General features: G+C 74.3%; 21 protein-coding genes and 2 pseudogenes. 12 read left to right on the forward strand and 11 right to left on the reverse strand.

The features are described 5' to 3' along the window. Positions 1-133, forward strand: a pseudogene (locus E4P39_RS22965) (endonuclease); the annotation flags it as partial. 61 nt (positions 134-194) lie between these two features. Here E4P39_RS22965 and E4P39_RS14365 read toward each other — a convergent pair. Then, the gene (locus E4P39_RS14365) at positions 195-1,016 is read right to left on the reverse strand and encodes a DUF3027 domain-containing protein (protein WP_245159837.1); all 822 of its coding nucleotides are present in this window, start codon (positions 1,014-1,016) and stop codon (positions 195-197) included. Positions 1,017-1,088: 72 nt separating this feature from the next. Here E4P39_RS14365 and E4P39_RS14370 point away from each other — a divergent pair, with 72 nt between their 5' ends. Both E4P39_RS14370 and E4P39_RS14375 read left to right on the forward strand, forming a co-directional pair. Next, positions 1,089-2,621: an MFS transporter gene (locus E4P39_RS14370; protein WP_135137271.1), complete on the forward strand. Its 1,533-nt coding sequence runs from the start codon at positions 1,089-1,091 to the stop codon at positions 2,619-2,621. Continuing rightward, the gene (locus tag E4P39_RS14375) at positions 2,618-3,100 is read left to right on the forward strand and encodes a DUF2771 family protein (protein WP_135137272.1); all 483 of its coding nucleotides are present in this window, start codon (positions 2,618-2,620) and stop codon (positions 3,098-3,100) included. The genes E4P39_RS14370 and E4P39_RS14375 overlap by 4 nt, the downstream gene beginning before the upstream one ends. Positions 3,101-3,315: 215 nt before the next feature. On the opposite strand, the pseudogene E4P39_RS22970 reads toward E4P39_RS14375, so the two are convergent. Further along, a pseudogene (locus E4P39_RS22970) lies at positions 3,316-3,492 on the reverse strand (cold-shock protein); the annotation flags it as partial. 136 nt (positions 3,493-3,628) lie between these two features. Continuing rightward, positions 3,629-4,195, reverse strand: a complete 567-nt coding sequence (locus E4P39_RS14385; protein ID WP_135137274.1) for a hypothetical protein — start codon at positions 4,193-4,195, stop codon at positions 3,629-3,631. Between the two features lie 77 nt (positions 4,196-4,272). On the opposite strand from E4P39_RS14385, the gene E4P39_RS14390 reads away from it, so the two are divergent. After that, positions 4,273-5,040, forward strand: a complete 768-nt coding sequence (locus E4P39_RS14390) for an endonuclease/exonuclease/phosphatase family protein (protein ID WP_135137275.1) — start codon at positions 4,273-4,275, stop codon at positions 5,038-5,040. Between the two features lie 48 nt (positions 5,041-5,088). Beyond that, entirely contained in the window at positions 5,089-5,415 is a 327-nt protein-coding gene (locus E4P39_RS14395; protein ID WP_135137276.1) for a hypothetical protein, read from the forward strand. A 15-nt stretch (positions 5,416-5,430) separates the two neighbouring features. Here E4P39_RS14395 and E4P39_RS14400 read toward each other — a convergent pair whose 3' ends face one another. Both E4P39_RS14400 and E4P39_RS14405 read right to left on the reverse strand, forming a co-directional pair. Beyond that, complete coding sequence (locus E4P39_RS14400) at positions 5,431-7,089, reverse strand: AMP-binding protein (RefSeq protein ID WP_135137277.1); 1,659 nt, start codon at positions 7,087-7,089, stop codon at positions 5,431-5,433. A 76-nt stretch (positions 7,090-7,165) separates the two neighbouring features. Further along, the gene (locus E4P39_RS14405) at positions 7,166-7,387 is read right to left on the reverse strand and encodes a hypothetical protein (RefSeq protein WP_135137278.1); all 222 of its coding nucleotides are present in this window, start codon (positions 7,385-7,387) and stop codon (positions 7,166-7,168) included. A 191-nt stretch (positions 7,388-7,578) separates the two neighbouring features. Between E4P39_RS14405 and E4P39_RS14410 the strand changes: the two genes are divergently transcribed. The 3 genes from E4P39_RS14410 (at position 7,579) to E4P39_RS14420 (ending at position 13,054) form a co-directional block, all read left to right on the forward strand. Beyond that, positions 7,579-9,846, forward strand: coding sequence for a helicase C-terminal domain-containing protein (locus E4P39_RS14410; protein WP_135137279.1), 2,268 nt, complete (start codon positions 7,579-7,581; stop codon positions 9,844-9,846). A gap of 128 nt (positions 9,847-9,974) precedes the next feature. Then, positions 9,975-11,255: a cyclopropane-fatty-acyl-phospholipid synthase family protein gene (locus E4P39_RS14415; RefSeq protein ID WP_135137280.1), complete on the forward strand. Its 1,281-nt coding sequence runs from the start codon at positions 9,975-9,977 to the stop codon at positions 11,253-11,255. A 101-nt stretch (positions 11,256-11,356) separates the two neighbouring features. Then, entirely contained in the window at positions 11,357-13,054 is a 1,698-nt protein-coding gene (locus E4P39_RS14420; protein WP_245159838.1) for a DNA repair helicase XPB, read from the forward strand. A 4-nt stretch (positions 13,055-13,058) separates the two neighbouring features. On the opposite strand, the gene E4P39_RS14425 is transcribed toward E4P39_RS14420, so the two are convergent. Next, entirely contained in the window at positions 13,059-14,753 is a 1,695-nt protein-coding gene (locus E4P39_RS14425) for a LuxR C-terminal-related transcriptional regulator (protein WP_135137281.1), read from the reverse strand. Positions 14,754-14,770: 17 nt separating this feature from the next. Next, positions 14,771-15,355: an AAA family ATPase gene (locus tag E4P39_RS14430; protein ID WP_135137282.1), complete on the reverse strand. Its 585-nt coding sequence runs from the start codon at positions 15,353-15,355 to the stop codon at positions 14,771-14,773. Positions 15,356-15,458: 103 nt separating this feature from the next. On the opposite strand from E4P39_RS14430, the gene E4P39_RS14435 reads away from it, so the two are divergent. From E4P39_RS14435 to E4P39_RS14445, 3 genes are all read left to right on the forward strand, one after another. Then, entirely contained in the window at positions 15,459-15,806 is a 348-nt protein-coding gene (locus tag E4P39_RS14435; RefSeq protein ID WP_135137283.1) for a hypothetical protein, read from the forward strand. A 1-nt stretch (position 15,807) separates the two neighbouring features. Then, complete coding sequence (locus E4P39_RS14440) at positions 15,808-16,764, forward strand: CPBP family intramembrane glutamic endopeptidase (protein WP_135137284.1); 957 nt, start codon at positions 15,808-15,810, stop codon at positions 16,762-16,764. Between the two features lie 262 nt (positions 16,765-17,026). Continuing rightward, the gene (locus E4P39_RS14445; RefSeq protein WP_245159839.1) at positions 17,027-18,790 is read left to right on the forward strand and encodes a DEAD/DEAH box helicase family protein; all 1,764 of its coding nucleotides are present in this window, start codon (positions 17,027-17,029) and stop codon (positions 18,788-18,790) included. A gap of 116 nt (positions 18,791-18,906) precedes the next feature. Here E4P39_RS14445 and E4P39_RS14450 read toward each other — a convergent pair whose 3' ends face one another. Both E4P39_RS14450 and E4P39_RS23260 read right to left on the reverse strand, forming a co-directional pair. Next, the gene (locus E4P39_RS14450) at positions 18,907-21,900 is read right to left on the reverse strand and encodes a helix-turn-helix transcriptional regulator (RefSeq protein ID WP_209306544.1); all 2,994 of its coding nucleotides are present in this window, start codon (positions 21,898-21,900) and stop codon (positions 18,907-18,909) included. 50 nt (positions 21,901-21,950) lie between these two features. Next, the gene (locus E4P39_RS23260; protein WP_280790865.1) at positions 21,951-22,082 is read right to left on the reverse strand and encodes a hypothetical protein; all 132 of its coding nucleotides are present in this window, start codon (positions 22,080-22,082) and stop codon (positions 21,951-21,953) included. 261 nt (positions 22,083-22,343) lie between these two features. On the opposite strand from E4P39_RS23260, the gene E4P39_RS14455 reads away from it, so the two are divergent. Continuing rightward, the gene (locus E4P39_RS14455; RefSeq protein WP_209306545.1) at positions 22,344-22,595 is read left to right on the forward strand and encodes a DUF6458 family protein; all 252 of its coding nucleotides are present in this window, start codon (positions 22,344-22,346) and stop codon (positions 22,593-22,595) included. A 75-nt stretch (positions 22,596-22,670) separates the two neighbouring features. Here the strand turns inward: E4P39_RS14455 and E4P39_RS14460 are convergent, their stop codons facing one another. Then, positions 22,671-23,978, reverse strand: coding sequence for an MFS transporter (locus E4P39_RS14460; RefSeq protein WP_135137286.1), 1,308 nt, complete (start codon positions 23,976-23,978; stop codon positions 22,671-22,673). Positions 23,979-24,590: 612 nt separating this feature from the next. Continuing rightward, entirely contained in the window at positions 24,591-25,196 is a 606-nt protein-coding gene (locus E4P39_RS14465) for a phospholipid scramblase-related protein (protein ID WP_348633819.1), read from the reverse strand. Positions 25,197-25,226: the final 30 nt, after the last annotated feature.

Below are 25,226 nucleotides of genomic sequence, written 5' to 3' on the forward strand. Positions count from 1 at the left end.
CTCGGCGCTCCTCTGCGAACGCCACCACGGCAAGGTCCACCACGGCTTCACCATCGTTCGAGATCCCGACGGCCGATGGCACACCTACCGCCCCGACGGCACCGAGATCGTCCTTTCCCCGCTGCTCGTCTGACCCCGGCCGGCAGCAGATCGGGCGCGGCCAGGACGCGGTCTCCGTCGGAAAGCGCGCGGTCTCAGTCGGGAAGGACGTCGTACTCCGAGGTGTCGTAGCGCGCCGACGTCACGACCGCGACCGGCTCGCTGAGCACGAGGGTCGCCTGGCTGTGCGCACCGCAGCCGTAGTCCACGGTGACGACGCGGCCGTCAGCCGGCGCGTAGGCGTTGCCGCAGGCGCCCAGCATCGAGCGGAGCGATCCGGCCAGCGGGAGGAAGAAGCCGCAGGTGACGCAGGGGCCCGGGGCGTGGCGGGCCATCGACGACGCGGGGCCGAACTCGCCGGCCGCCCAGCGGTCCACCGCCTCGCTCCGACCCTCGCATGACATCACGCGCTCGCGGCCCACCCCGACCTCGAAGGCGACGACGCTGCCCTCCGGGTCGTCGGCGGAGTCGTCGTCGGCCGCGTAGGACGGCACCAGCCGGGGGTCGTCCTCGGTGGAGGGCAGCACGTCGCCGACGGAGAGATCGCCGGGACGCAGCCGCTCGTGCCACGGCACCCACGCGGGAGCCAGGAGCGCCTGCTCGCCGGGCAGCAGCACGACCTCGTCGACGGTCACCGCGTCGTCGCCGGGGAAGCGGGCGAGGGTCACCGCCCAGTGCCACCCGACATAGCCGGGCAGCCGGCTGGCGAAGGTGTGCGTGAGGACCGACCCGAGGACGTCGGGCGCGACCTCGCCGGTCACCGGCGCCACCGGCTCCGGCGCCGCGCCCAGGTGGTCGCCCACCAGCGCCGGGTCGCCGGCGGTCTCGACGGCGGCGGCGCGGGCCAGCTCGACCGCCGCGGCCAGCGCATCGTCGGCTGCGGACGCGGACCGGGGACGTGCGGAGGGCTCGGTCACCCCGCCATTGTCCCTGACGCGTCCATCGGGGCGACGCCCCGCCCGCACAGAATCGTGCGGCACCATGGAGCCGTGTCCGCCTCCCGCCGTCCGCCCGGTGTGCGCCGGAGCCCGCGGGCGTCCGGCAGGCGCAGCGCCGCCGACCCGGACCGCGTCGACACGGCTCCCCTCGACGTCCCCCGTCCGGCCACCCGGCCGATGCCCTCCGCCACGGATTCCGCGACGAATTCCGAACCGGGGAACGCGGACACCGCTCCGCCGAGGCTGACCGTCACGCGGGTCGCCGTCGCCCGCTCCCGCGAGCTCACGGCGGCAGGGGTCCGGCGGGTGCGGGCGGCCAGCCGTGCCGACGGCGCCGGGGAGAGCGGGCTGACCCACCTGCTGTGGGTGAACGCGCTGCACATGGCGGGGGACGCGATGGTGGCCGTGTCCCTGGCCGGGACCCTCTTCTTCGCGGCGACGACCGATGCCCGGCGCAGCAATGTCGCCCTCTACCTGCTGGTGACGATGGCCCCGTTCGCGCTGCTGGCGCCGGTCATCGGCCCGGTCCTGGACCGGCTGCAGCGCGGCCGCCGCTGGGCCCTCGCGGGCAGCCTGTTCGGCCGGGCGGCGCTGGCACTGGTGATGGTCTCCCACTACTACGACGCATGGCTCTACCCGGCGGCGCTCGGCGTCCTGGTGCTGTCGAAGTCGCACAACGTGCTCCGCGCCGCCGCCGTCCCCCGGGTGTTGCCCACAGCCCTGTCCCTGACCTCGGCGAACGCCCGGCTGTCGGTGTTCGGCCTGGTGACGGCAGGGCTCGCCGGCGGCCTCGGCGCCGGGATCGCCGCCCTGCTGGGGTTCGACTGGAGCCTGGCGGCCACCGCCGCGGTCTTCGTCGCCGCCGGGGTGCTCGCTGTCCGGCTGCCCCGGCACGTCGACGTGCCCACCGGCGAACTGCCCGCCGACGTCCTGACCACCGCTGAGATCCCCGTGGTGAGCGGGCGCCGCCGGCAGGTCAGCCCCCGGGTGGTGCTGGCGCTGCGGGCCACGGCCGCGCTGCGCGGTCTCGGCGGCTTCCTCACGATCTTCACCGCCTTCCTCGTGCAGGCCACCTTCGCCGTCGGCTGGGACGCCACGCTCGCCCTCGGCGCCGTGGCCGCGGCGGCCGGGCTGGGCAGCTTCACCGGCACCGCCGCCGGGTCCCGCCCGCACAGCACGACGCCGGACCGGCTGGTGCTCGTCGCCGCGGGGGCCGCGGCCGCCGTCACGGTGCTGGCCGCGGTGTTCTACAGCTTCACGATGGCCGCCGTCGTCGCCTTCGTGGCCGCGGTGACCAATGCGCTCGGCAAGGTGTCGCTGGACGCCATCATCCAGCGCGAGGTGCCCGACAGCCTGCGCGCGTCGGCGTTCGCCCGCTCGGAGACGTGGTTGCAGATGGCCTGGGTGATCGGCGGGGCGCTCGGGATCGCGCTGCCGCCGACCGGCTGGCTCGGCTTCACCGTCGCGGCGGCTCTGCTGACCGTCGCCGTCGGGCTGGTGCTGTGGAGCATGCACCGCGGCCGCCCCCGGCCCGTCGTCCCGGCCGAGGCGCCGACCACCCCGGTCGGGCCGCAGTGGTCGTGAGACGAGCCGCCGCCGCGCTGACCCTCCTCGCCCTCGCCGGTTGCGGAGGCAGCGCGTCCGCCGCGCCGGGCGACGTGCGGGTCGAGGTCGGCGCGCAGGACGTCACGGCCCGCCCGGTGCAGTACTGCCAGGACGGCGAGCGGGTGCGCTACCGCAACGCCCCGCCGGTCATCGAGGTGTCGCCGGACGCCGTCATCACGCTGACGGTGCCCGAGGCGATCGCCGAACGGGGCTGGAGCGTGCAGGTCTTCGACGAGGGTCTCGAGGAGATCCTCGGCGAGGTCGACGTCCCGGCGGGCGAGGACCAGCTGACCGAGATCAACACCTCCGACGTCGTCCCGCCGGCGTTCTACCTCGTGATCGTCGAGGACAAGGGCGGCGACTGCGGTGAGTGGTCCGGCGCCTGGCCGGTCGGCTTCGTGCGGGCCGGTGGCGACCTGGGTGGGACGCCGTCCTCCGGCGCCCCACCCGCGGGTTAGCTCTCCAGGTCGGTCGCGACCGCGCGCAGCACCGAGGCCACCTTGCGCGACTCGGCCCGGTCGGGGTGCCGGCCGCGGCGCAGGCCCTCGCCGACGTCGTCCAGCAGCTTGATCAGGTCCTCGATGATCGGGACGAGATCGTCGGGCTTCTTCCGGCTCTGCTCCCTGACCGAGGCGGCCACCGAGGGCAACGGGTCCAGGATGCGGACCTGCAGCGCCTGGTCACCCCGCTTGCCCGCGACGATGCCGAACTCCACGCGCTGACCGGGCTTGAGCTCGGCGGTCCCGGCCGGGAGTGCGTCCTTGTGCACGAAGACGTCCGGGCCGTCCTCGCGCGCGAGGAAGCCGAAACCCTTCTCCGGGTTGAACCACTTGACCTTGCCGGTGGGCACGTTGGATCCCTCTTGCTCGCTGCCGGGTCCGGCACGGGGCCGGGAGGACGACGGCGGCCCGGGGGCCGCCCTGCCGACAGGTTAGCGGCCGGACCCTCCAGCCGGACCTGCTATTCCGTCCGAGCCGTCCGCGTGCTCACGCTGCGCTCTCGCGGGGAACCACTCCGAGCCGGTCCAGCAGTTCGAGGAACACCACGGCGAAGTCGTTGTCCGCGACCGCCGTCTCGACCTCCGACCAGTCGACCTGCTCCCGCAGCGCCCGCGCGACGGGGAGCATCCGGGAGAAGTCGCAGTAGTGCTCGTCCAGGGCCATCAGCTTGGTGACGACGATGTCGGTCGCCAGCAGGACCGGCATGTGCACCGACAGGACCGGCAGGTTCTCCGCCCGGTCGATGAGGACCGTCTCCACCGGATGGCCGCAGGTGCGCCACAGGACGTCGACGAAGGAGTTGCCGCTGACGACCTTGGTCAGCCAGTCCTCGGGCGGGTCCTGCACCTCGAGCCCCGCATCGGCCAGTACCTTCGCTGCCCGCTCCGACTCGGCCTCCGGCACCAGGAAGTCGGCATCGTGGTCCGGCTCGGGCGCACCGCGGACCCACGCCGCGTAGCCGCCGCACAGGGCGAAGGGCACGTCACCCTCCTTGAGCGCGACGGCCGTGCGCTTCAGGAGGTCACGGATCTCGTCGCGATCGGATGGCTGCACGCCGCTCCTGCTACCCGCGCCGACCACAGGCACGCACGCGGGCGGTAGAACAGCCCCGGTCGGGGCACAGCGGCACCGTGCGCATCGCGACCTTCAACCTCCTCCACGGCCGCTCCCTCGACGACGGACGCGTCGACGTCGACCGGCTCGCCTCGGCCGTGAAGAGCCTCGACGCCGACGTGCTCGGGCTGCAGGAGGTGGACCGGGACCAGCCGCGGTCGATGGGTGCCGACCTCACGGCGGTGGCCGCGGAGGCGATGGGGGCCCCGGAGCACCAGTTCGTCGCCGCTCTGCACGGCACACCCGGCGGCACCTGGATGGCCGCGACCGGCGAGGAGCAGCCCGGGTCGGCCACCTACGGCATCGCCCTGCTCTCCCGCTACCCGGTGGTCTCCTGGCGGGTGGTCCGCCTGCCCGCGCTGCGGACCAGCGTGCCGTTGTGGTCCACCGTGACCCGCCGCCCCTTCCTGGCCCGCGACGAGCCGCGGGTGGCGGTGGCGGCGGTGCTCGAGGGGCCGTTCGGTCAGTTCACGGTGTGCAACACGCACCTGTCGTTCATCCCGGGGTGGAACGGCATGCAGCTGCGCCGGCTGATGCGCTCCCTCGTCGGCACCCGCGAGCCGCTCGTGGTGATGGGCGACCTGAACATGGAGCGCCGGCAGGCCGCCCGGCTCAGCGGCCTGCGCCCGATCGCGACGGCCAACACGTTCCCGGTGGAGCGGCCGCGACGGCAGCTCGACCACGTGCTGGTGCGGGGGAACCTGCGCGCCACCGGACCCGGTGAGGCGGTGCGGCTGCCGCTCTCGGACCACCGCGCACTCGTCGTCCCCTGCGCTCCGGTCTGAGCCGGGTGCGACTCGCGTCCCCGGCCGGGCTGCGCCACGATGCCCGTTATGGCCAGTAACGGTTTCGCCCGCGCCTTCGAGCTCGTCGCCACGATCGTCCGGGTGGTCTGCTCGGTGATCGCCGCCCTGATCGTGGCGCACGCGGTCTTCGTGCTGTTCGAGGCGAACCCCGCGAACCCCCTGGTCACCTTCACCGCCGGCTGGCGGGACACCTTCGGCTGGTTCACCAGGGACCTGTTCACCCCGTCGGACCCCAAGATCGCCGAGACGATCAACGACGGGCTGGCCGCGTTGATCTGGGTCGTCGTCGGCAGCCTCGTCTCGAAGCTGGTCGTGCGGCTCGCCCCGGCCTCGAAGGTCAAGGCCGACACGTAGCCCCGGCCGGACGGCTCAGGCGTTCTTGACGGCGGCCGCGGACTGCAGGCCCAGCTCCTCGACCGAGACCTGCCGCATCTCGACCTTGCGGATCTTCCCGGTCACCGTCATCGGGAACTCCTCGACGATCTTGACGTAGCGGGGCACCTTGTAGTGCGCCAGCTTCCCGGCGCAGAACTCCCGCAGGCTCTCCGCGGTGAGCGGCTCGGCGCCCTTCCGCAGCCGCACCCACGCCATCAGCTCCTCGCCGTAGCGCTCGTCGGGGACGCCGATCACCTGCGCGTCGACGACGTCGGGGTGGGTGTAGAGGAACTCCTCGATCTCCCGCGGGTACACGTTCTCCCCGCCGCGGATGACCATGTCCTTGATCCGGCCGACGATGTTCAGGTAGCCCTCGGCGTCCATGACGGCCAGGTCGCCGGTGTGCATCCAGCGGGCGCGGTCGATGACCTCCGCGGTCTTCTCCGGCTCGTTCCAGTAGCCGAGCATCACCGAGTAGCCGCGGGTGCAGAACTCCCCCGGCTCACCGCGGGGGACGGTCAGCCCGGTGGCCGGGTCGACGACCTTGACCTCCAGGTGCGGGTGCACCCGCCCGACGGTCGACGTCCGCCGGTCGAGGTCGTCGTCCGCCCCGGTCTGCGTGGACACCGGTGAGGTCTCGGTCATGCCGTAGCAGATGGTCACCTCGGCCATGCCCATCTCGTTCACGACCCGCTTCATCACCTCCACCGGGCACGGCGAACCGGCCATGATCCCGGTGCGCAGGGTGGAGAGGTCGTAGTCGGCGAAGTCCGGCAGGCCGAGCTCGGCGATGAACATGGTGGGGACGCCGTACAGCGACGTGCACTTCTCGTCCTGCACGGCCTTCAGCGTCAGCGCGGGGTCGAAGCCCGGCGCCGGGATGACCATCGTCGCGCCGTGCGAGGTGGCCGCGAGGTTGCCCATGCCCATGCCGAAGCAGTGGTAGTAGGGCACCGGGATGCAGATCCGGTCGGCCTCGGTGTAGCCGCAGCCCTCGCCCACGAAGAACCCGTTGTTGAGCAGGTTGTGGTGGGTGAGGGTGGCGCCCTTAGGGAAGCCCGTGGTTCCCGACGTGTACTGGATGTTGATGGGATCGTCGGCGGAGAGCTCGGTCTTCCGCTGCGCCAGCTTCTGCCGGTCGCCGGCCCGGCCGGTGGCCAGTAGGTCGTTCCAGGCGTCGTCGCCGAGGAAGAGCACCTCGCGGAGGTCGGGGCAGTCGCCGCGCACCTCGGCCACCATGGCGCGGTAGTCGCTGGTCTTGAACTGCGGCGCCGACACGAGCACCGAGATGCCGGCCTGCTTGAGGACGTAGCCGAGCTCGTGGGTGCGGTACGCCGGGTTGATGTTCACCAGGATCGCGCCGAGCTTCGCCGTCCCGTACTGCACGAACGCCCACTCGGCGCAGTTCGGCGCCCAGATGCCGACCCGGTCGCCCTTGCGCACCCCGAGCGCGTCCAGTCCGAGGGCGCAGGCGTCCACCTCGGCGACGAACTCGGGATAGCTGAACCGGCGGCCCGAGGCGCACTCCACGAGCGCCTCGTGGTCGCCCACCCGCGCCGCCGTCCGATCCAGGTTCGCCCCGATCGTGTCGCCCAGCAGGGGCACCGTGGAGGTGCCGCTGCTGTAGGACGGCAGCGCGGGCGCAGTGTTCATAGCTCGGCTCCGCCCTCGTTCCGCTCCTCGGTCGCTGGCGCTCCCTGCGATGCTCGCTCAGGCGTCGCCTGCGCGGTCATCGGCCTTCCACCACCTGGACACCGGCCCGGTTGGGCTTGTCGGTCGGGTGCGCGTAGCGGATCCGCTCGACCGGCAGCGGGAAGCTGTGGTCCTCGCCGAAGGGCGAGAGCGAGCCGGCCGCCGGGCTGGTGAACTCGGTCAGCGGCGGGCCGCCCGTGTCGGACTGCCCCCAGGTGGGCTCCACCAGGTGCGCGTTCTTCGTCTTGCGCTTGGCCATGTCGCCTCCGTGTCCAGGTGCACCGTCTGCGTGCACGTCGGGGTCATCTTCGCGTGGTCCTACCCCGCGCGCACGCACTCTCCCCCTCGCGGGTCCGGACGGGTCGTCCGGGATCCCCGGCCGGGCCCGCCGACGGCGTCCGGCCGGCCGGGCGGCAGCACCCGTTGCGGCGACGACGTAGCGTGGACCGGATGCCCACCGACCCTCCTGCGACGCTCGCCGCCTGGCTGCGCACCCGCAGCGACGAGCAGTTGAGCGCCCTGCTGGCGGCCCGGCCCGACGTCGCCCGCCCGGCGCCGTCCGACGTCGTGGCGCTGGCCAGCCGCCTCGCCGTCCCGGTGTCGGTCGACCGGGCGCTCGACGAGCTCGACGCCGCGACGCTGCAGGTGCTGGACGTCGTGCTCCTGGCCCCGACCGACGGCGTGGCCCCCGACGCGATCGCCGCCGCACTGCCCGATGTGCCGGTCGAGGTCCTGACGGCCGGCCTGGAGCGGCTCACCACCCGCGCGCTGCTGTGGGGCGACGACGTGCTCCGCGCCCCCGACCCCGTGCGCCGCGCCGTCCGCCATCCCGCCGGGCTGGGCCGCCGGGCGTCCGAGCTGCGGCTCGCGTTGCCCGGCGACCTGGAGGCCACCCTGGCCGAGCTCGACGCCGAGGAGCGGGGGGTGCTCGAGCGGCTGGCCGGTGAGCGGCCGGTCGGCCACCTGCCCGACATCCCCTCCGACGGCGGCCGCACGCCGGCGCGGCGGCTCCTGACGGCCGGTCTGCTCGCCCGCATCGACGCCCTGAACGTCGAGCTACCCCGCGAGATCGGGCTCCACCTGCGCGGCGACGCCCCCTTCGGCCCGCCCCGGCTGCGGCCCGAGCCGGCCGTCACCGCGCACGAGCAGGGATCGGTCGACCGGCGGGCGGCCGGCGCGGCCCTGGAGAGCGTGGGCAAGGTCGGTGAGCTGCTCGGCATCCTCGAGGAGGAGCCGGCCGGGTTGCTGCGCAGCGGCGGCGTCGGTGTGCGCGACCAGAAGCGGCTGGCCCGCGAGCTGCACGTGGGCGAGCCGGACGCCGCCTGGCTGCTCGAGCTCGCCTACACCGCCGGGCTGCTCGACGTCGGCGGCCCGCATCGCGACGAGTGGCTGCCCACCCGCGGCTACGACATCTGGCGCGAGCAGGACCTCGCCGACCGCTGGGCGACCCTGGCCGCGGGCTGGCTGACCGGCGTCCGGCTGCCCTCCCTGGTGGGCCAGCGCGACGTCGCCGGCAAGGCGGTCAACCCGCTCTCCCCCGACCTCGTGCGCCACACCGCGCCGGCGATCCGCCGCTCGGCGCTCGCCGTGCTGGCCGAGTACCCGCCCGGCTCCGGTCTCGCCCCCGACGACCTGGTGTCGCTGCTGCGCTGGCGCACCCCGCGGCGCGCCGACCGCCTCGCGCCCGTGCCGGCCATGCTCGCCGAGGCCGCCCGCCTCGGCGTCGTGGTCGGTGGCGTGCTGTCGACGGCGGGCCGCGGGCTGCTGGCCCACGGGGAGGACGGCGCGGCGATGAGCATCCGTGGACTGCTGCCGGCGCCGGTCGACCACGTCCTCGCCCAGCCCGACCTCTCCCTGATCGCCCCCGGCCCGCTGGTGTCCGAGCTCGCCGACACCCTCGCCGTGGTGGCCGACGTCGAGTCCTCCGGCGGGGCGACGGTCTTCCGGGTGTCGGAGGCCTCCGTCCGCCGCGCCCTGGACCACGGGTGGTCGGCCTCCGACCTGCACGACTTCTTCACCCGCGTCTCCCGCACCCCGGTCCCCCAGGCGCTGGACTACCTGGTCGACGACGTCGCCCGCCAGCACGGCCGGCTGCGGGTCGGCTCCATCGAGTCCTATGTCCGCTCCGACGACCACGGGCTGCTGTCCCAGGTGCTCAACGACCGGCGCGCCGCGTCGGCCGAGCTGCGCCGCCTCGCGCCGGGGGTGCTCGTGAGCGGGCTCGGTGCCGACGAGGTGCTCACGGTGCTCCGCGACGCCGGCTACGCCCCCGCCGGGGAGAACCCGGGCGGCGCCGTCCTCACCCGGCCCGCCGCGCGTCCCCGGGCCGCGGGACGGCGGCCCGGCAGCGACCCCTCGCCCGCCGCCCGGCCGCTCACCGCACCCGAGCTCGCGGCCACCGTCCGCGAGATGCGGGCCGGCGACGCCGCGCTGTCCGCCCGGCGCGGCACGGCGGTGCGCTCGGTGCCCGGGGTGACGACGGCGAGCACGCTGGAGCTGCTGTCCCGGGCCATCGGCGCCGGCCTGCCGGTGTGGCTCGGCTACGTCGACGCCCAGGGCAGCGGCAGCCAGCGCGTGGTACAGCCGGTGTCCCTGGTCGGCGGCTTCCTCTCCGGCTACGACGAACGGCGCGGCGAGAACGCCACGTTCGCCGTGCACCGGATCACCTCGGTCGCCCTGGTCGAGCAGGGCGCCGAGGATGCGGGCCGGACCGCCTGACCGCGGTAAATCTCCTGCAGAGCAGGCCGTGACCGGCCTAGGTTGACGAGTGCAACCGTTCTTCCGGTCGTGTCCGCGCGCTCCCCCGTCCGGGCGCCTCCGGCTGGCCGAGCGGAGGCCGGACAGCGATGACCGAGCGAGGAACCGTGGCCGCCCGACTGGCGGGGGCGGTGAGCACGGTGCTGGGCGCCCCGGAGTCCCCGTGGCGGCTCCGCGCCTGGGACGGATCCGAGGCGGGTCCGGCCGACGCACCGCTCCTGGTCGTCCGGTCGCCCCAGGCCGTGCGCCGGCTGGTGTGGGCTCCCGGCGAGCTGGGACTGGTCCGCGCGTACGTGGCCGGCGAGATCGATCTGGAGGGCGACGTCTTCGCGACACTGGAGGCGCTGACCTCGAGCGGCCGGCTGTCCTCGCAGGCCGCCTTCCCGCGGCCGAGCGCCCGGGACTGGCTGGAGCTGGGGCGCACCGCGGCGGCGCTGCACGCGGTGGGGGTGCCGCCCGCCCCGCCTCCCGAGGAGTTCCCGCGGCCGCGCCGCATCCGCCACCACCGTCCCGACCTCGACGCCGCGGCGATCGCCCACCACTACGACGTGGGCAACGACTTCTACGCCCTGGTCCTGGGCCCGACGCTGGTGTACTCGTGCGCCGTCTGGCGCGACGAGGGCACCGGGCTGGACACCGCGCAGGTCGCCAAGCTCGATCTGGTCTGCCGGAAGCTGGGGCTCGCACCCGGGATGCGGCTGCTCGACGTGGGCTGCGGCTGGGGCAGCCTGGCTCTGCACGCCGCGCGGGCGTACGGCGCCGACGTCGTCGGCATCACGCTGTCGGCCGAGCAGGCCGAGCTGGCCCGGCAGCGGACCGAGCAGGCCGGTCTGGCCGGCCGGATCACCATCCGGATCCAGGACTACCGGGAGGTGGACGACGGCCCCTACGACGCGATCAGCTCGATCGGGATGGCCGAGCACGTCGGCCGCGTGGCCATGGGCGACTACGTCTGCGCGCTGCACGATCTGCTCGCGCCGGGCGGACGGCTGCTCCATCACGCCATCGCCTGGGCCGCCGGGCCGTCGACGTGGGACGACGACAGCTTCATCTCCCGCTACGTCTTCCCCGGCGGGGAGCTCATCAGCCTCGGCGACACGGTCGATGCGCTCGAGACGCGCTTCGAGATCCTGGACGTCGAGGCGCTGCGCCGGCACTACACGCTGACCCTGCGCGCCTGGGTCGACCGCCTGGAGCAGCAGTGGGACACGGCGGTCGAGCTGGCGGGCGAGGGGCGGGCGCGGGTCTGGCGGCTCTACATGGCCGCGTGCGCTCTGTCGTTCGACGCGGGCAAGCTCGGGGTGAACCAGGTGCTGGCCCAGCGACCCGGCGGCGAGCCCCCGCCGCTGCGCCGCGACACCTGGGTCTGAATCCCTCGTCCTCGGCGGGAAGCCCGGGTCCGCTTCCGCGGTTACGGTGAGAGGTCCCCCGGACCCCGTTCCCGGCCTCCGCGGCCGCCCCCCGTAACGACGTGAGGAACTTCTTGAGCGACGGCCCGCTGATCGTCCAGTCGGACAAGACCCTGCTGCTCGAGGTCGACCACCCGTTGGCGAAGGAGTGCCGCGCGGCGATCGCGCCGTTCGCCGAGCTGGAGCGCTCCCCCGAGCACGTGCACACCTACCGGGTGACGCCGCTCGCGCTGTGGAACGCCCGCGCCGCCGGCCACGACGCCGAGCAGGTCGTCGACGCGCTCGTGCGCTTCTCCCGCTACCCGGTGCCGCACGCGCTGCTGGTCGACGTCGCCGACACGATGGACCGGTTCGGCCGGCTCACCCTGGCGCAGAACCCGGTGCACGGCCTGGTGCTCACGTCGTCGGACCGCGCGGTGCTCGAGGAGGTCGTGCGCTCGAAGCGGGTCGCGCCGATGCTCGGCGCCCGGATCGACGCGGATTCCGTCGTCGTCCACGCGTCCGAGCGCGGCCGGCTCAAGCAGGCGCTGCTGAAGATCGGCTGGCCCGCCGAGGACCTGGCCGGCTACGTCGACGGCGCCGCCCACCCGATCGAGCTGGACCAGTCGAACTGGCACCTGCGGGACTACCAGCAGCAGGCCGTGGACGGCTTCTGGGCCGGCGGCTCGGGCGTCGTCGTCCTGCCGTGCGGCGCCGGGAAGACGCTCGTCGGCGCGGCCGCGATGGCCGAGGCGAAGGCCACCACGCTGATCCTGGTGACCAACACCGTGGCCGGGCGCCAGTGGAAGCGGGAGCTGATCGCCCGCACCTCGCTCACCGAGGAGGAGATCGGCGAGTACTCCGGTGAGCGCAAGGAGATCCGCCCCGTCACCATCGCGACCTACCAGGTCATCACCACCCGCCGGAAGGGCGAGTACCGGCACCTCGACCTCTTCGACGCCCAGGACTGGGGCCTGATCGTCTACGACGAGGTGCACCTGCTGCCGGCGCCGATCTTCCGGCTGACGGCCGACCTGCAGTCCCGCCGCCGGCTCGGCCTGACCGCCACGCTGGTGCGCGAGGACGGCCGCGAGGACGACGTCTTCTCCCTCATCGGCCCGAAGCGGTACGACGCCCCGTGGCGCGACATCGAGGCGCAGGGCTACATCGCGCCGGCCGAGTGCATCGAGGTGCGCGTCTCCCTGGACGACGAGGAGCGGATGACCTACGCCGTCGCCGAGCCCGAGGAGCGCTACCGGATCGCGGCGACCGCCGCCTCGAAGCTGCCGGTGATCCGCCGGGTGCTGGAGCGGCACCCCGACGAGCCGTCGCTGGTGATCGGCGCCTACCTCGACCAGCTCGACGAGCTCGGCCGCGCGCTGGACGCCCCGGTGATCCAGGGCTCCACGACCAACCGCGAGCGGGAGAAGCTGTTCGACGCGTTCCGCGCCGGGGAGATCCGGACGCTGGTCGTCTCCAAGGTCGCCAACTTCTCGATCGACCTGCCGGAGGCCGCGGTCGCCGTCCAGGTGTCGGGCACCTTCGGCTCGCGGCAGGAGGAGGCCCAGCGCCTCGGCCGGGTGCTGCGGCCCAAGGCCGACGGCCGGCAGGCGCACTTCTACACCGTGGTCAGCCGCGACACCCTCGACAGCGAGTACGCCGCCCATCGGCAGCGGTTCCTCGCCGAGCAGGGCTACGCGTACACGATCGTCGACGCCGCCGACCTGGCCGGGCCGGGCGAGGTCAACGGCCCCGACTGGGTGGACGAGCCGGCGGACTGAACTCTCACCGTCCCGGAAGTGCCCGCTCCGCCGTCCAGGCGGCGATCTCGGCGCGCGACCGGAACCCGAGCCGCGTGAGGATCTGCTCGACGTGGGACTCCGCGGTGCGGGGCGAGATGACCAGGCGGTCGGCGATCTCGCGGTCGGTCAACCCCCGCGCCACGAGGGCGGCCACCTCCCGCTGACGCGGGGTCAGCGCGCCGGCCTTGTCTGTGTGCCGCGGCACGGGCACCGGCGCGCGCTCGTCGAGCGCGAGGGCCACCGTGGCGGTCCGGCCCATGGCCTCCCCCTCGGCCCGGAGCGCGGCGGCCCTGCGTTCCCCGAGCGCCGCACGGACGGCGCCGGTGCACGCGTCGCGCCGTCCGCCCATCGGGGCGGGCAGCCGGGCCGGGATGGACCGCCACACCGCATCGGCCGCGCCGGTCAGCCGCGCGGCCCGCTCCTCGTTCGCCTCGGCCGCGGCCGCCCAGGCCAGCGCCTCGAGGCAGAGCGCGGTGCCACTGGGGTCGTCCACCTCCCGCATCAGCCGAAGCGCGGCCTGCTCGTGGCGGGTCGCCCCGACGAGGTCCCCGGCGGTCAGTCGCACGAGGCCCAGACCCCAGAGCGCGTGGGACCGCGTCCACGGGTCCCCGTTCCGGCCCAGGGCGAGACTCCGGTCGAACGCCTCGCCGGCCTCCGCCAGGTCCCCCGCGAGCAGCGCGACGACGCCGACGTCGGCCCAGCAGAACGCCCGGTAGCGCGGGTCGGTCCGCTCGTAGCGGGCCGCCGCCGCACGGAGCAGCCGGTCGGCGGTGGCCAGGTCGCCCCGGAACAGGGCGGCCTGACCGAGGTACTGGGTGGCCAGGGCGCCGACGAGGGCAGGGCCGGTCCGCGACGCCAGCTCCCTTGCCTGCTCCAGCAGCGGCACCGCGGACTCCGGGTCGGTGGCCGCGAGCGCCAGGTAGCCGGCAGCCAGCAGGCCTCGGGACCGCGCCTCCCCGGCCGCCGGACAGGCGGCGAGCAGCGCGTCCACGCGCCGACGGCCCTCACCGAGATGTCCTCGAGCCGCCCAGTACAACCAGAGATCGGCCGCGATCCGCAGGCCCCGCTCCTCCTCACCGGGAGTCGCCGCGCTGAACCGGAGCGTCTCGGTGAGCTCGGCGTGGACCGCCTCGAGTCCGTCGAGCGCCCGCACCTGCTCCGGGCCGACGTAGTCCGTCGCCGCCCACGTGACCACCCGGGCACACCAGTCCCGGTGCCGCCGTCGCAGCGCGCGCTCCTCCCCGGCAGCGGCCAGCAGTTCCCTGCCGTACGCCCGCACCGACTCGAGCATCCGGAAGCACCGCCGGCCGCGGATCTGGGTCCGCTCCAGGAGCGAGGCGTCGGCGAGGCGCCCGAGCGCCCCGACCACGGCGGCCCGCGGCAGGATCCCGTCACTGCAGACCGCCTCGGCCGCGCTCAGGTCGAACTCGGCGGCGAACACCGCGACCCGGCGCCAGAGCACCCGATCGGCATCGGACAGCAGGTCGGCGCTCCACTGCATCGTGGCGCGCAACGTCCGGTGCCGTTCGGCTCCGGCCGCCCCGGACCGGGCCAGCAGCGCGAAGCGGTCGTCCAGCCGCTGGACCAGCTCCTCCGGGCCGAGCGTGCGCAGCCGGACGGCGGCCAGCTCGATGGCGAGCGGCAGCCCGTCCAGCCGCCGGCAGACGTCGGCGAGCACGGGCGCGTCGGCCGCCGTCAGGCCAGACCGGGCGCCGCGGCCGTGGCCCGCTCGATCAGCAGCCGCACGGCGTCGTCCGCCGCGCCCGACGCGCTCGCGCCGCCCGGTACGGGCAGCGGCGGCACCCGGAGCAACGCCTCGCCCTCGACGTCGAGCGGTGACCGGCTGGTCGCGAGGACGCGGAGCCCCGGGCAGCCGGTCATGAGGGTGTCGACGAGGACCGCCGCCGCGTCGCGCACGTGCTCGCAGTTGTCGAGGACGAGCAGGACCTGCTGTTCGGCGATGACGTCGACCAGCCGGGCCGGCAGCCACTGGCCGGATCGGTCGCGCACGCCGAACGCGGTGGCGACCTGGCCGGCCACCGAGGCGGGATCGGGCACCGCCGCGAGGTCCGCGAACGGAACACCTGCGGGGAAGGATCGGCGGAGGTCGGCGGCCGCCCGGACGGCCAACCGCGTCTTGCCCACGCCTCCGGGGCCGACGAGCGTGACCAGGCGGGAGCCGGAGAGCAGTCGCCGCACGTCCGCCAGCTCGGCGCGACGCCCGATGAAGGAGCTGCGCTCCGCAGGCAGTCGTGACCCCACGGGACCCGCTCTCGCCATGGGGCCTGACGGTAGCGACTCCGTACGTTCCCGGGCCGGGATCCGTACCCGTATCCGGGATCTCCCCGATGCCCGGAGGCCGCCGCGGCAACACGGTGACCCGGTGACCCCGCACGAGCAATCAGGCCGGGACGACGGCGTCGGACGGGCGGTCTTCCTCGTCGAGATCCTCGCCTGCCCACCGGGAGCGGGGCACGCGGAGGACATGCACGCCGCCCTGCAGCACGCCGTCTCGCGGCTCCAGGCGGGCGGCACGCCGATCCGCTGGTGCGGCGCCTGGCTGGTCCCGGCAGAGCAGCGCTGCCTGTGCTTCATCGAGGCGTCGGCGCAGTCCGCCGTCGCCCTCGCCCGCGACACCGCGGCCCTCGCCGGTGCCGGCGTCCATCCGGTCCGCCCGCTCCCGGCCCGTGCCGTCCCGTCCCCTCCCCTGCGCATCGGAGGCAGGTCCTGACATGTCCGCGGTCGACGACTTCCAGAACACCGGCGGCGGTCCGGCCGGCACCGCCGGGCGGCCGGACGGTCCGCGTCGCCGCCCCGCGCGGGGTTTCCGCGCCTTCGCCGCCCGGCGGCCCGTGACGGCATTCCTGGTCGTGGCGCTGCCCCTCGGCTGGGCCCTGCTCGCGGTGCCCGCCCTGACGTTCCACGGCGTGCTCCCCGGCGGCGAGATCCCGTCCGAGCCGTTCGCGCTGGCGCTCACCCTGCTGGTCATGCTCCCGACCGCCCTCTGGGTCGTCTCCGTCACCGACGGCCGGGCCGGGGTCCGCGCGCTGCTCGCCCGGGCCGTCCGGTGGCGCTTCGGCCTCGGCTGGTGGGCCGTCGTCGTCCTGGGCATGCCGGTGACCAGCGTGGCGGTGGGCGCCGGGCTGGGCCGCTTCGTCGGCACCGGAGACCTCGCCGGCGCCCTCGTCGACGCGCTCGTCTTCGTGCTCGTCGCCGTGGTCGTGATCAACCTCTGGGAGGAGACGGTGTGGGCCGGCTTCGTCCAGACGCGGCTGGAACCGCGCTACGGCCTGCTCCCCGCCGCCCTGCTGACCGCGCTCGGGTTCGCCGCCATCCACCTGCCGATGCTGTTCGCAACCGACCTCACGGCGTCCTCCGTGCTGGTCGGGATCGGTGTGCTGCTGATCGCCGCCGTCGTCCTCCGCCTCCTGATCGGGATGGTGCTCGGCGCGACGGCCGGCAGCGTGCTCGCCGTCGCCGTCCTGCACGCCACCTGGAACGCGAGCCAGAGCGAGGGCCAGCTGGTCGACACGCTGCTCTCCGGCGGTCAGCCGGTGCTCGAGGCAGTTCTCGCGGTCACGCTGCTCGCGGTGGCCGCCGCGCTCGTCCTCCGGCCGAGGCCGGGCCCCGTCGGACCGCACGGCGAGGAGTCGGACACCCACCACGGGCGGGCCTCGGCGACGAGCTGACCCGCCGGATCGGGAGCAGTGGACCGGTCCGTCGTGGGCAGCGGGACGGTTGGGACCGACGGGGCGTGACGTGCCGGTCCGGCACGACATGAGGATTGCCACACCCTGCCGCCGCACCGCGCATCCGCCCTGCTCAGCGGCCCGGACCGGCGCCCCATACGTTGCCGGCGGGGAGGCGCGCGGCAGGTCCCCGGTTGGGCGTGTTGCTCTCGCGCCGACCACTATGGACCCCGATATGGGGAGCGCAGCACGAGCGGAGGCCTTGAGCCCGCAGACGACGAGCCGACCGCTCCGAGCGTGGCAGCAGGCTGCGCTCGCCAGGTACGAGGAGCAGTCCCCCAAGGACTTCCTGGTCACCGCTACGCCGGGCGCCGGCAAGACCACCTTCGCCCTGACGCTGGCCGCGCGGCTGCTCGCGCGGCGCGAGGTCGCCCGCGTCGTCGTCGTCTGCCCGACCGATCACCTGCGCCTGCAGTGGGCCGACGCGGCCGACGCCATGGGCATCGTGCTGGACCCGGGCCTGACGAACGCCGTCGGCCCGGTCCGCGCCGGCACCCAGGGCTACGTCACCACCTACGCCCAGGTCGCGGGCAAGCCGATGCTGCACGCCGCCCGCGCGAGCGCCGTCAAGACCCTGGTCATCCTGGACGAGGTGCACCACGCCGGCGACGGTCTCTCCTGGGGCGAGGCGGTCGAGGAGGCCTTCGGGTTCAGCGCCCGCCGGCTCTGCCTCACCGGGACGCCGTTCCGCACGAAGGCCGACGAGCGCATCCCCTTCGTCCGGTACGAGGAGGACAGCTTCGAGGGCGACGACGGCGAGGGCGGCATCGGCCTGGTCAGCCGCGCCGACTACACCTACGGGTACAAGGAGGCGCTGGCCGACTCCGTCGTCCGGCCGGTCGTCTTCGCCGCCTACACCGGGACGTCGCGCTGGCGGAACTCCGCCGGCGAGGTCGTCGCCGCCTCGCTGTCGGACGCCGGCACCAAGTCGGTGGAGATGCAGGCCTGGCGCACGGCCCTGGACCCCAAGGGCCAGTGGGTGCCACACGTCATCGCCGCGATGGACGACCGGATCACGCACCTCCGCGAGGAGGGCGGCATGCCGGACGCCGCCGGGCTGATCCTCGCGAGCGACCAGGACGACGCCCGCGCCTACGCCAAGATCGTCCGCCGGGTGACCGGCAAGGCCGCCGAGCTGATCCTCTCCGACGACCCGAAGGCCTCCAAGAAGATCGAGCGCTTCGCCACCGGGTCGGCCCGGATCGCCGTCTGCGTGCGGATGATCTCCGAGGGCGTCGACGTCCCGCGGGCCGCCGTCCTCGCCTGGATGACCTCCTACCGGACGCCGCTGTTCTTCGCCCAGGCCGTCGGGCGCGTGGTCCGTGCCCGCGGTTCGCACGAGTCGGCGACGGTGTTCCTGCCCGCCGTCCGACCGCTGCTGTCGCTGGCCGCCTCCATGGAGGAGCAGCGCAACCACGTCATGCCGCCGCCAAAGACCGAGACCGGTGAGGAGCTCGACCTCGAGCCGCTCCCGCAGAAGGAGAAGGACCCGGACGCGCTGCAGCAGTGGGAGGCGCTGGAGGCCGACGCCCGGTTCGCCCACGTGCTGCACAGCGGCACGGCGCACACCGGCGAGGGCTCGGGACCGACGGTGGTCGTGGATGCCGAGGACGAGGACTTCCTCGGCATCCCGGGCCTGCTGACCCCCGCGCAGACTGCGGAGCTGCTGTCCAAGCGGGACGACGAGCTGCGGCTGCGCATCGCCGCCAGCCACCGGAACGACGGCGACGACTTCATGGTCGTCGAGGACCACCCCGACGAGGACGACGCCGGCCGGTCGTGGCGCGACGCCGCCGAGCTTCGCCGGGAGATCAACCGGCTGGTCAACCGGGTTGCGGCTCGAAGCTCACAGCCTCAGGCCGTCATCCACACCCAGCTGCGTCAGTCGGTGCCCGGCCCGCCGTCGGCGTCCGCCTCGGTCGACGTCCTCCGTGCCCGCCGCGAGCGCCTCCGCACCATGCTCTGACATCGTCGTCCTGCCGGACGACACCGCGGCCAGGAGCCGTTCCCGCCATTCGTTGAGCCCATTCATCGCGCCTGCGCGGAGCCCTCCGGGCCCCACTCGGCGCGATCCTGCAGAGGTCAGGGCAGGAGGCCGCGCTGGCTTGCGATCGCGACCGCTTCGGTGCGGCCGTTCGCGCCGAGCTTGGCGAGGATGTTGCTCACGTGCACGCTGGCGGTCTTCTCGCTGATGTAGAGCGCCGCGCCGACCTGGCGGTTGGTCCGCCCCTGGGCGAGCAGCGCCAGCACCTCGGCCTCGCGCGGGGTCAGCACCGCCGTCGGATCGGGTCCGCGCCGGACCCCGGGCAGGTCGGCGTCGAGCCGTCCCCGCCGCACCAGCGCTTCGACCGCCGTCCGCAGCGGCGCCGCCCCCAGCCGGACGGCCACCTCGTGCGCCGCACCCGCCTGCTCTGCGGCCCCGGCCCGGTCGCCGGCAGCGAGCAGCGCCTCGGCCAGCCGCCACCGGGAGCGCGCCTGCTCGTAGACGTGCCCGAAGCCGAACCCGTCGACCGCCGCCTGCCAGAGCTCGGGCGCCGCCCTGCCCTCGAGCCGGGCCGCCTCGGCCTCGACGCGGGCCAGCCAGGCCTTGGCCTCGATGCCCATCTCACCGACGGCCGCGGTGAAGACGTCGACCGCTGATCGGGCGGCGCCGACGAGGGAACCGCCGCGGCCCGCCCAGTGGTCGGCCGTTGCCGCGTCGTCGACCAGCCGGGCGGCGGCCGCGGCATCGGCCACCGGGGCCAGCGCCGTGGCGGACAGCCGGAGCACGGCGAGGTGATCGGTGGTCCACAGCTCCCGGAGGCGGCGGGTCGCGCGCTCTGCGACCTCGACGGCGGTCTCCGGACGGCCCTCCCACGCGGCGAGGTCGATCTCGGCCGCCGCGACGACGAGCGTGAGCAGCATGTGCGTGTTCAGTCTGGGCGCGAGACCGCGCGCCCAGGCCAGCCGCTCGACCGCGGCCGGATCGCCCCGCCCGACCTGCACCAGCAGCCCGGCCGCCCGGACGTGCGCGGCCATCTCCGGCACCCGCGCCAGCTCGTCGGCCTCGGCCAGGCTGGCGTCCCACTCCCCCGCCACGTAGAGCGCCATGACCTGCAGGTGCCGCAGCTCCGCCGGATAGAAGGCCCACTCCTGGCCCAGCTCCCGGGCGCGCGCGGCCGCACGCCGGGTCCAGACCAGCGTCTCCTCGATCTGCCCCTGCTCGAAGGCGACGGTGGCGCGGTTGTACAGCACCCGCATCTCCACGTCGACGTCGCCGGAGCGGCGGGCCCGCTGCAGCGCCTCCTCCATCCGGCGCCGGGTGCCCACCGGATCGCCGTCGCCACGAGCACGCGCCTGGGAGACGGCGGTGTCGGACCAGGCGCTGTCCAGGCCGAGCGCGTCGGCCGCCGCCAGCGCTTCCTCCGCAGCCGCATCCCCGTCGGCCATCCGGCCGAGGGAGTAGTTCATCCGCGCCGCCGTGGCCACGGCCCACGTCCGGACCTCCGACGGCGGCTGGGCCGGCACCAGCCGCAGGGCCGCCTCGCTCTCGCGCCGGGCGCCCGCGAGGTCCTCGATGCGGTCCAGGGCCTGGGCGAGGGTGTAGTGCACCCGGGCCCGCTCCGCCGCGTCGGCGTGCGGCCCGAGCGCCTCCAGGGCCGAGCGCAGCAGCGCGACGCCACGGTGAAGCTCCCCGGCCTTCCGCGCCGCCGCGGCAGCCTCGAAGAGCAGCCGCGGTTGGTCCCGCCCCGCCCGCCGCGCCGCGTCCGGGACGGCCGACCAGAGGGCCAGAGCGGTCTCCAGGTGCTGCAGTTGCTCGGCGGGCGCACCGATGCGGCCGGCCTCCTCCGCCGCCTCCAGCGACGCCGTCAGCGCAGCCGGTAGGTCGTTGCTCTCGCGGGCGTGATGGGCGCGCTCCGCCGCGGTCCCGTCGCCTGGCGTCGCGGCGAGATGGGCGGCGATCGACGCGTGCAGCCGGACCCGCTCGCCCGGCAGCAGGTCGGCGAGCACGGCCTCCCGCAGCAGCGCGTGCCGGAACCGGAAGCGCCCGTCACCGGAGACGACCAGCAGGTGGTTGTGCACCGTCTCGGCCAGCGCTCGCTCCAGTCCGTCCGGCGGCAGTCCCCCGACGGCGGACACCAGCTCGTGGCGCACCCGCCGCCCGGCCACCGCCGCGATCCGCAGCACCTGCTGCGCCTCGGACGAGCGCTGTTCGACGCGCGCCAGCAGCACGTCGGTGAGCGCCGGCGGCAGGGTCTCGCCGCGCCGGCTCGCGGCGAGCAGCTCCTCGGCGTAGAACGCGTTGCCCTCGGCCCGGGCCACGACGTCGTCCACGGTCGCCTCCGGCACGCCACCGTCCGGACCGGCCAGGCTGCGGACCAGATCCCGCACCTCGGCGTCGGACAGCGGCGCGAGCTCCAGCCGCTCGACGCCGGGGAGCCGGACCAGCTCGGCGAGCAGTGGCCGCAACGGATGCCGGCGGTGCAGGTCGTCGGCGCGGTAGGACGCGACCACCGCGATCGGCTCGTCGACCAGGCGGGCGAGCAGATAGCGCAGCAGGTCGCGGCTGGACCGGTCGGCCCAGTGCAGGTCCTCCAGCACGACGAGCATGGGGCCCGCGGCCGACAGCTCGCAGAGAAGGCTCGCCACGGCCTCGAACAGCTGGAGCCGTCCGTCGTCCACCGGCTGCGGCGCGGCGCGATGCGGCAGCGGACGGTCGAGATCCCCGCGCTCCGCGGCGCCCGGTGGCGGTGCGGGCGGGCCGGGGCGCCCGGCCAGCAATGCGGCCAGGGCGGGATGTGCGGTGGCCGTGGGGGCCAGCGTGGGGTCGGCCGCCACGGGGCGCAGCAGGTCGACGAAGGGCAGGTAGGGCAGACCCACCTCGCCGAGGTCGACGCAGTGTCCGGAGAGCACGTGCACGCCGTGCTCGACGGCGCGCGCGGTCAGTTCGTCCAGCAGCCGCGTCTTGCCGACGCCCGCGTCGCCGGCGAGCAGCACCCCGGACGTCCGGCCCTCGGCGGCCCGGTCGACGTGCGCCAGGAGCCGGGCCAGTTCCCCGGCCCGGCCCACCATCGGCACGTCGTCCCACCGGAACACGTCCGCGATCGTGGCACGGTCCTCCGACAGGTCGAGCCCGACGGCGGCTGTCAGCGCGTCCGCCGGCGGCTCCGGAACCAGCCCCCTGGGCGGGTCCGCGTGCCGCGGCCCAACGCCTGGAGCACCTCGCGCCGGTAGGCGAGCTCCGCGTCGAGTGCCGGGTTGCCGTAGTAGGGGCTCATGGCCGTCTTCCTTCCCTCTCGTCGTCCTCCGGGTGCGAGGTCGACGGTCGGCCTGAGGGGCCCCGCCCGGCATCGGTAGGTCACGCACTTCTGTCCCGCTCGGCGCAGCTGAGGGCCTCAGGGCACACCCGTACGGGGGAGACCCCTCGCCACCTGCGCTTATATCCGCTGCGAGGGGGAACGATGTCGCTGCGGCGACCGCCGCCGGTTCGGCGTGCCCGGGATCCCGGCTCCACCGGAACCGCGACGAAGGGAGTTGCCATGCGACTCGGAACTGCGATCGTCCTGCTCGCGCTCGGCGCGATCCTCACGTTCGCCCTGCGGGTGGACGTCAGCGGTGTCGACCTGCAGGTGGTCGGCTGGATCCTCATGATCGTCGGCGCGCTCGGCATCGTGCTCGAGCTGGCCATCTGGGGTCCGCGCCAGCGCCGTCGGGTCACCCACACCGACGGCTACGCAGGACCCGCCGCCGGCGCACCGGTGCAGCGCACCACCACGGACGAGACCTACTGACGGTCCCGTCCCGCACACACGCGACAGCCCCCGTCCTCCGCGGACGGGGGCTGTCGTGCGTCCGTGCGGCTGCGCTCAGGTGAGCTCGGTGCCGTTGGTCTCCTTGAGGGTCGTCAGGATGACGACGAAGGCGATGACCGCCCCGGCGGCCACGTACCAGAAGAACCACAGCGGGTGCCCGGCCTCGGACAGCGCCGTGATGACCAGCGGCGCCGTCCCCCCGAAGCAGGCGACCGTGAGGTTGTACCAGGCGCCGATGCCCGTGGCCCGCAGCTCCGTGGGGAACAGCTCGCTCATGATCGCCGGGGCGATCGACGCCATCAGGGCGTAGAGCCCCAGGCCGGTGCAGAACACGACGATCAGCGAGAACAGGTTGTCCTGCACCAGGAACGACAGCGGCACGATGAGGACGGCGAGCGCCCCCGACCAGGCGAGCAGCTGCGGCCGGCGCCCGAACCGGTCGGACATCGCGCCGAACGGGTAGCAGAGCGCGACGAACAGCGCGGTGCCGATGGACAGCGCGATGAACACGTCGGTCTTCGCGGCGTCCCGGAAGGTGATCGCGAACGGCGTGAGGGCGCTGAAGAACGTGTAGTACGACAGCGTCGACAGCAGCGTGATCGCGCAGAGCTGCACCACGGACTTCGGGTAGTGCTTGATCGTCTGCAGCAGGGGGTGCTTGGTCGCGCGGGCCTTCTCCGCGTTCTCCTCGAACTGCTCGGTCTCCACCAGCGAGCGGCGCAGCCACATGCCGATGAAGCCGAGCAGGCCGCCGATGAAGAAGGCGATGCGCCAGCCGTAGCTCTGCAGCTGCTCCTCGCTGAGCACGCTGGTGAGCAGCACGCCGAGCAGGGACGCCGCCAGCAGCGCCGACCCGGTGGAGATGTAGAAGAAGGACGAGTAGCGGCCGCGGTGGTCGGGCGGGGCGATCTCGCCGAGGTAGGCCGATGCGTTCGAGACCTCGCCGCCCAGCGACATGCCCTGGGCGATGCGCGCCAGCAGCAGCAGGATCGGCGCGAGCCAGCCGACCTGCTCGTAGGTGGGCAGCAGGGCGATCACCATCGAGCCGCCGGCCATCAGCAGGATGGTGAGCAGCATGCCGGCCTTGCGGCCGCGCAGGTCGGCGAACCGGCCGAGCAGGATGCCGCCCAGCGGGCGGAAGAAGAAGGCCAGCGCGTAGGCCGAGGACGCCCCGATCAGGGCGAGCGCCTGGTTCTCGGACGGGAAGAACTGGCCGGCGAAGAAGACGAGGAACGTCGCGTAGACGGTCCAGTCGAACCACTCGACGGCGTTGCCCACGCTCGCCGAGATCAGGGTCTTGATCGGGAGCTTGTGCGGTTCCTCGTCGACCTGCGCCGTGTCCCGTCGAACCGTCTCAGCCATGGCTCCCCCGTTCAGGGCGGTGTGAACGAGGCCACCGTAAGCAGGCGACGGTGCGACGGCATGTCGAGGGCGGAGATCGCGCCTGTTCGCGCTCGGAGGGGCGGGAACGCGTGGTCGTGCGAGGTCCGGACCGGGCTCTGGTCGCCTCGCGGCGAGACGCACACCGCGGCTCCAGGCCCCCGACCGAGGTCGGGGCGGTAGTCCACGGCGGCTGATAACCAAATGGCACCCGGGGACACAGAAAGCCCGGCCCGGACGTCTCCGAGGCTACTCCTGCGCGAGACGTCATGTCGTGCCGAGTGGTGCACGGACGGCACCTGGCCGCAGTGTCGTGCGGAGTGGCCCGGAGGGTCCGCGCAGGCACGACGAAGCGGCTCAACGCTGCCGGGGAACGGCCCGTGGCCGCGGTGTGGTGTCGTGCCGAGTGGGCCCGGAGGGTCCGCGCAGGCACGACGAAGCGGCTCAACGCTGCCGGGGAACGGCTCGTGGCCGCGGTGTGGTGTCGTGCCGAGTGGGCCCGGAGGGTCCGCGCAGGCACGACGAAGCGGCTCAACGCTGCCGGGGAACGGCTCGTGGCCGCGGTGCGGCCCGGAGGGTCGCGATGTCATGTGCTCAGTTGAACCCCCGGTCGTCCTGCTTGAGGGCGGTGTCCACGGTGAGCGCGGCGGCGATCACCATGCCGGCCAGCGGATCGGGCAGCCGGAAGTGCACGTGGACGACGTACTTGTCGGCCGTCGTGAACAGCGTCCGGGCGAGCCCCTCCCACCGCTTCGTGATCCGGGCGACCTCGGTGCCGGCCGCGTCGAGGATCGCGAAGTCCCACGCCCGCCAGTTCTCCGCCTGGATCGCACCCACGAGGTGGCCGTTCGCGATCAGGTCGAAGCGGATCTTCCCGAAGACGCTGGCCTGGACGATCTCGCCGACGGACGCGCCGTCCGGCCGGGTCACCAGCACGCGGGAGCGCACCAGCTTGGCCGGCCGGGTCAGGACGAGCACCGGCCCGCGCGCGTCCCGCACCTCGAGGTGGTGGGTGAGGAACTGGTCGAACTGCGAGAACAGCCGGACGGCCTTCCGCAGCGAGCTCTGGCCGACCTGGACGACCGCGCCGATCTGCTGTCCCTGGCCGTCGAAGACGGCGTACTCATTGGTCAGCTCGATGAGCTTCGTCTTCTGCGAGACCACGAGCACCGGCTGCTCGTAGAGGGAGGGGCCCGGCACCGGCGCGACCGGAGCGCCCGACGGCGGAGG

The sequence above is a fragment of the Blastococcus sp. CT_GayMR19 genome (assembly GCF_004570385.1).
Taxonomy (GTDB): domain Bacteria; phylum Actinomycetota; class Actinomycetes; order Mycobacteriales; family Geodermatophilaceae; genus Blastococcus_B.

Coding starts and splice junctions, on each gene's coding strand:
- E4P39_RS14405 (WP_135137278.1), bottom strand. CDS start 7,387: ATGGCCAAGCGCAAGACGAAGAACGCGCACCTGGTGGAGCCCACCTGG.
- E4P39_RS14410 (WP_135137279.1), top strand. CDS start 7,579: ATGCCCACCGACCCTCCTGCGACGCTCGCCGCCTGGCTGCGCACCCGC.
- E4P39_RS14400 (WP_135137277.1), bottom strand. CDS start 7,089: ATGAACACTGCGCCCGCGCTGCCGTCCTACAGCAGCGGCACCTCCACG.
- E4P39_RS23260 (WP_280790865.1), bottom strand. CDS start 22,082: ATGAGCCCCTACTACGGCAACCCGGCACTCGACGCGGAGCTCGCCTAC.
- E4P39_RS14430 (WP_135137282.1), bottom strand. CDS start 15,355: ATGGCGAGAGCGGGTCCCGTGGGGTCACGACTGCCTGCGGAGCGCAGC.
- E4P39_RS14460 (WP_135137286.1), bottom strand. CDS start 23,978: ATGGCTGAGACGGTTCGACGGGACACGGCGCAGGTCGACGAGGAACCG.
- E4P39_RS14440 (WP_135137284.1), top strand. CDS start 15,808: ATGTCCGCGGTCGACGACTTCCAGAACACCGGCGGCGGTCCGGCCGGC.
- E4P39_RS14395 (WP_135137276.1), top strand. CDS start 5,089: ATGGCCAGTAACGGTTTCGCCCGCGCCTTCGAGCTCGTCGCCACGATC.
- E4P39_RS14415 (WP_135137280.1), top strand. CDS start 9,975: ATGACCGAGCGAGGAACCGTGGCCGCCCGACTGGCGGGGGCGGTGAGC.
- E4P39_RS14455 (WP_209306545.1), top strand. CDS start 22,344: ATGCGACTCGGAACTGCGATCGTCCTGCTCGCGCTCGGCGCGATCCTC.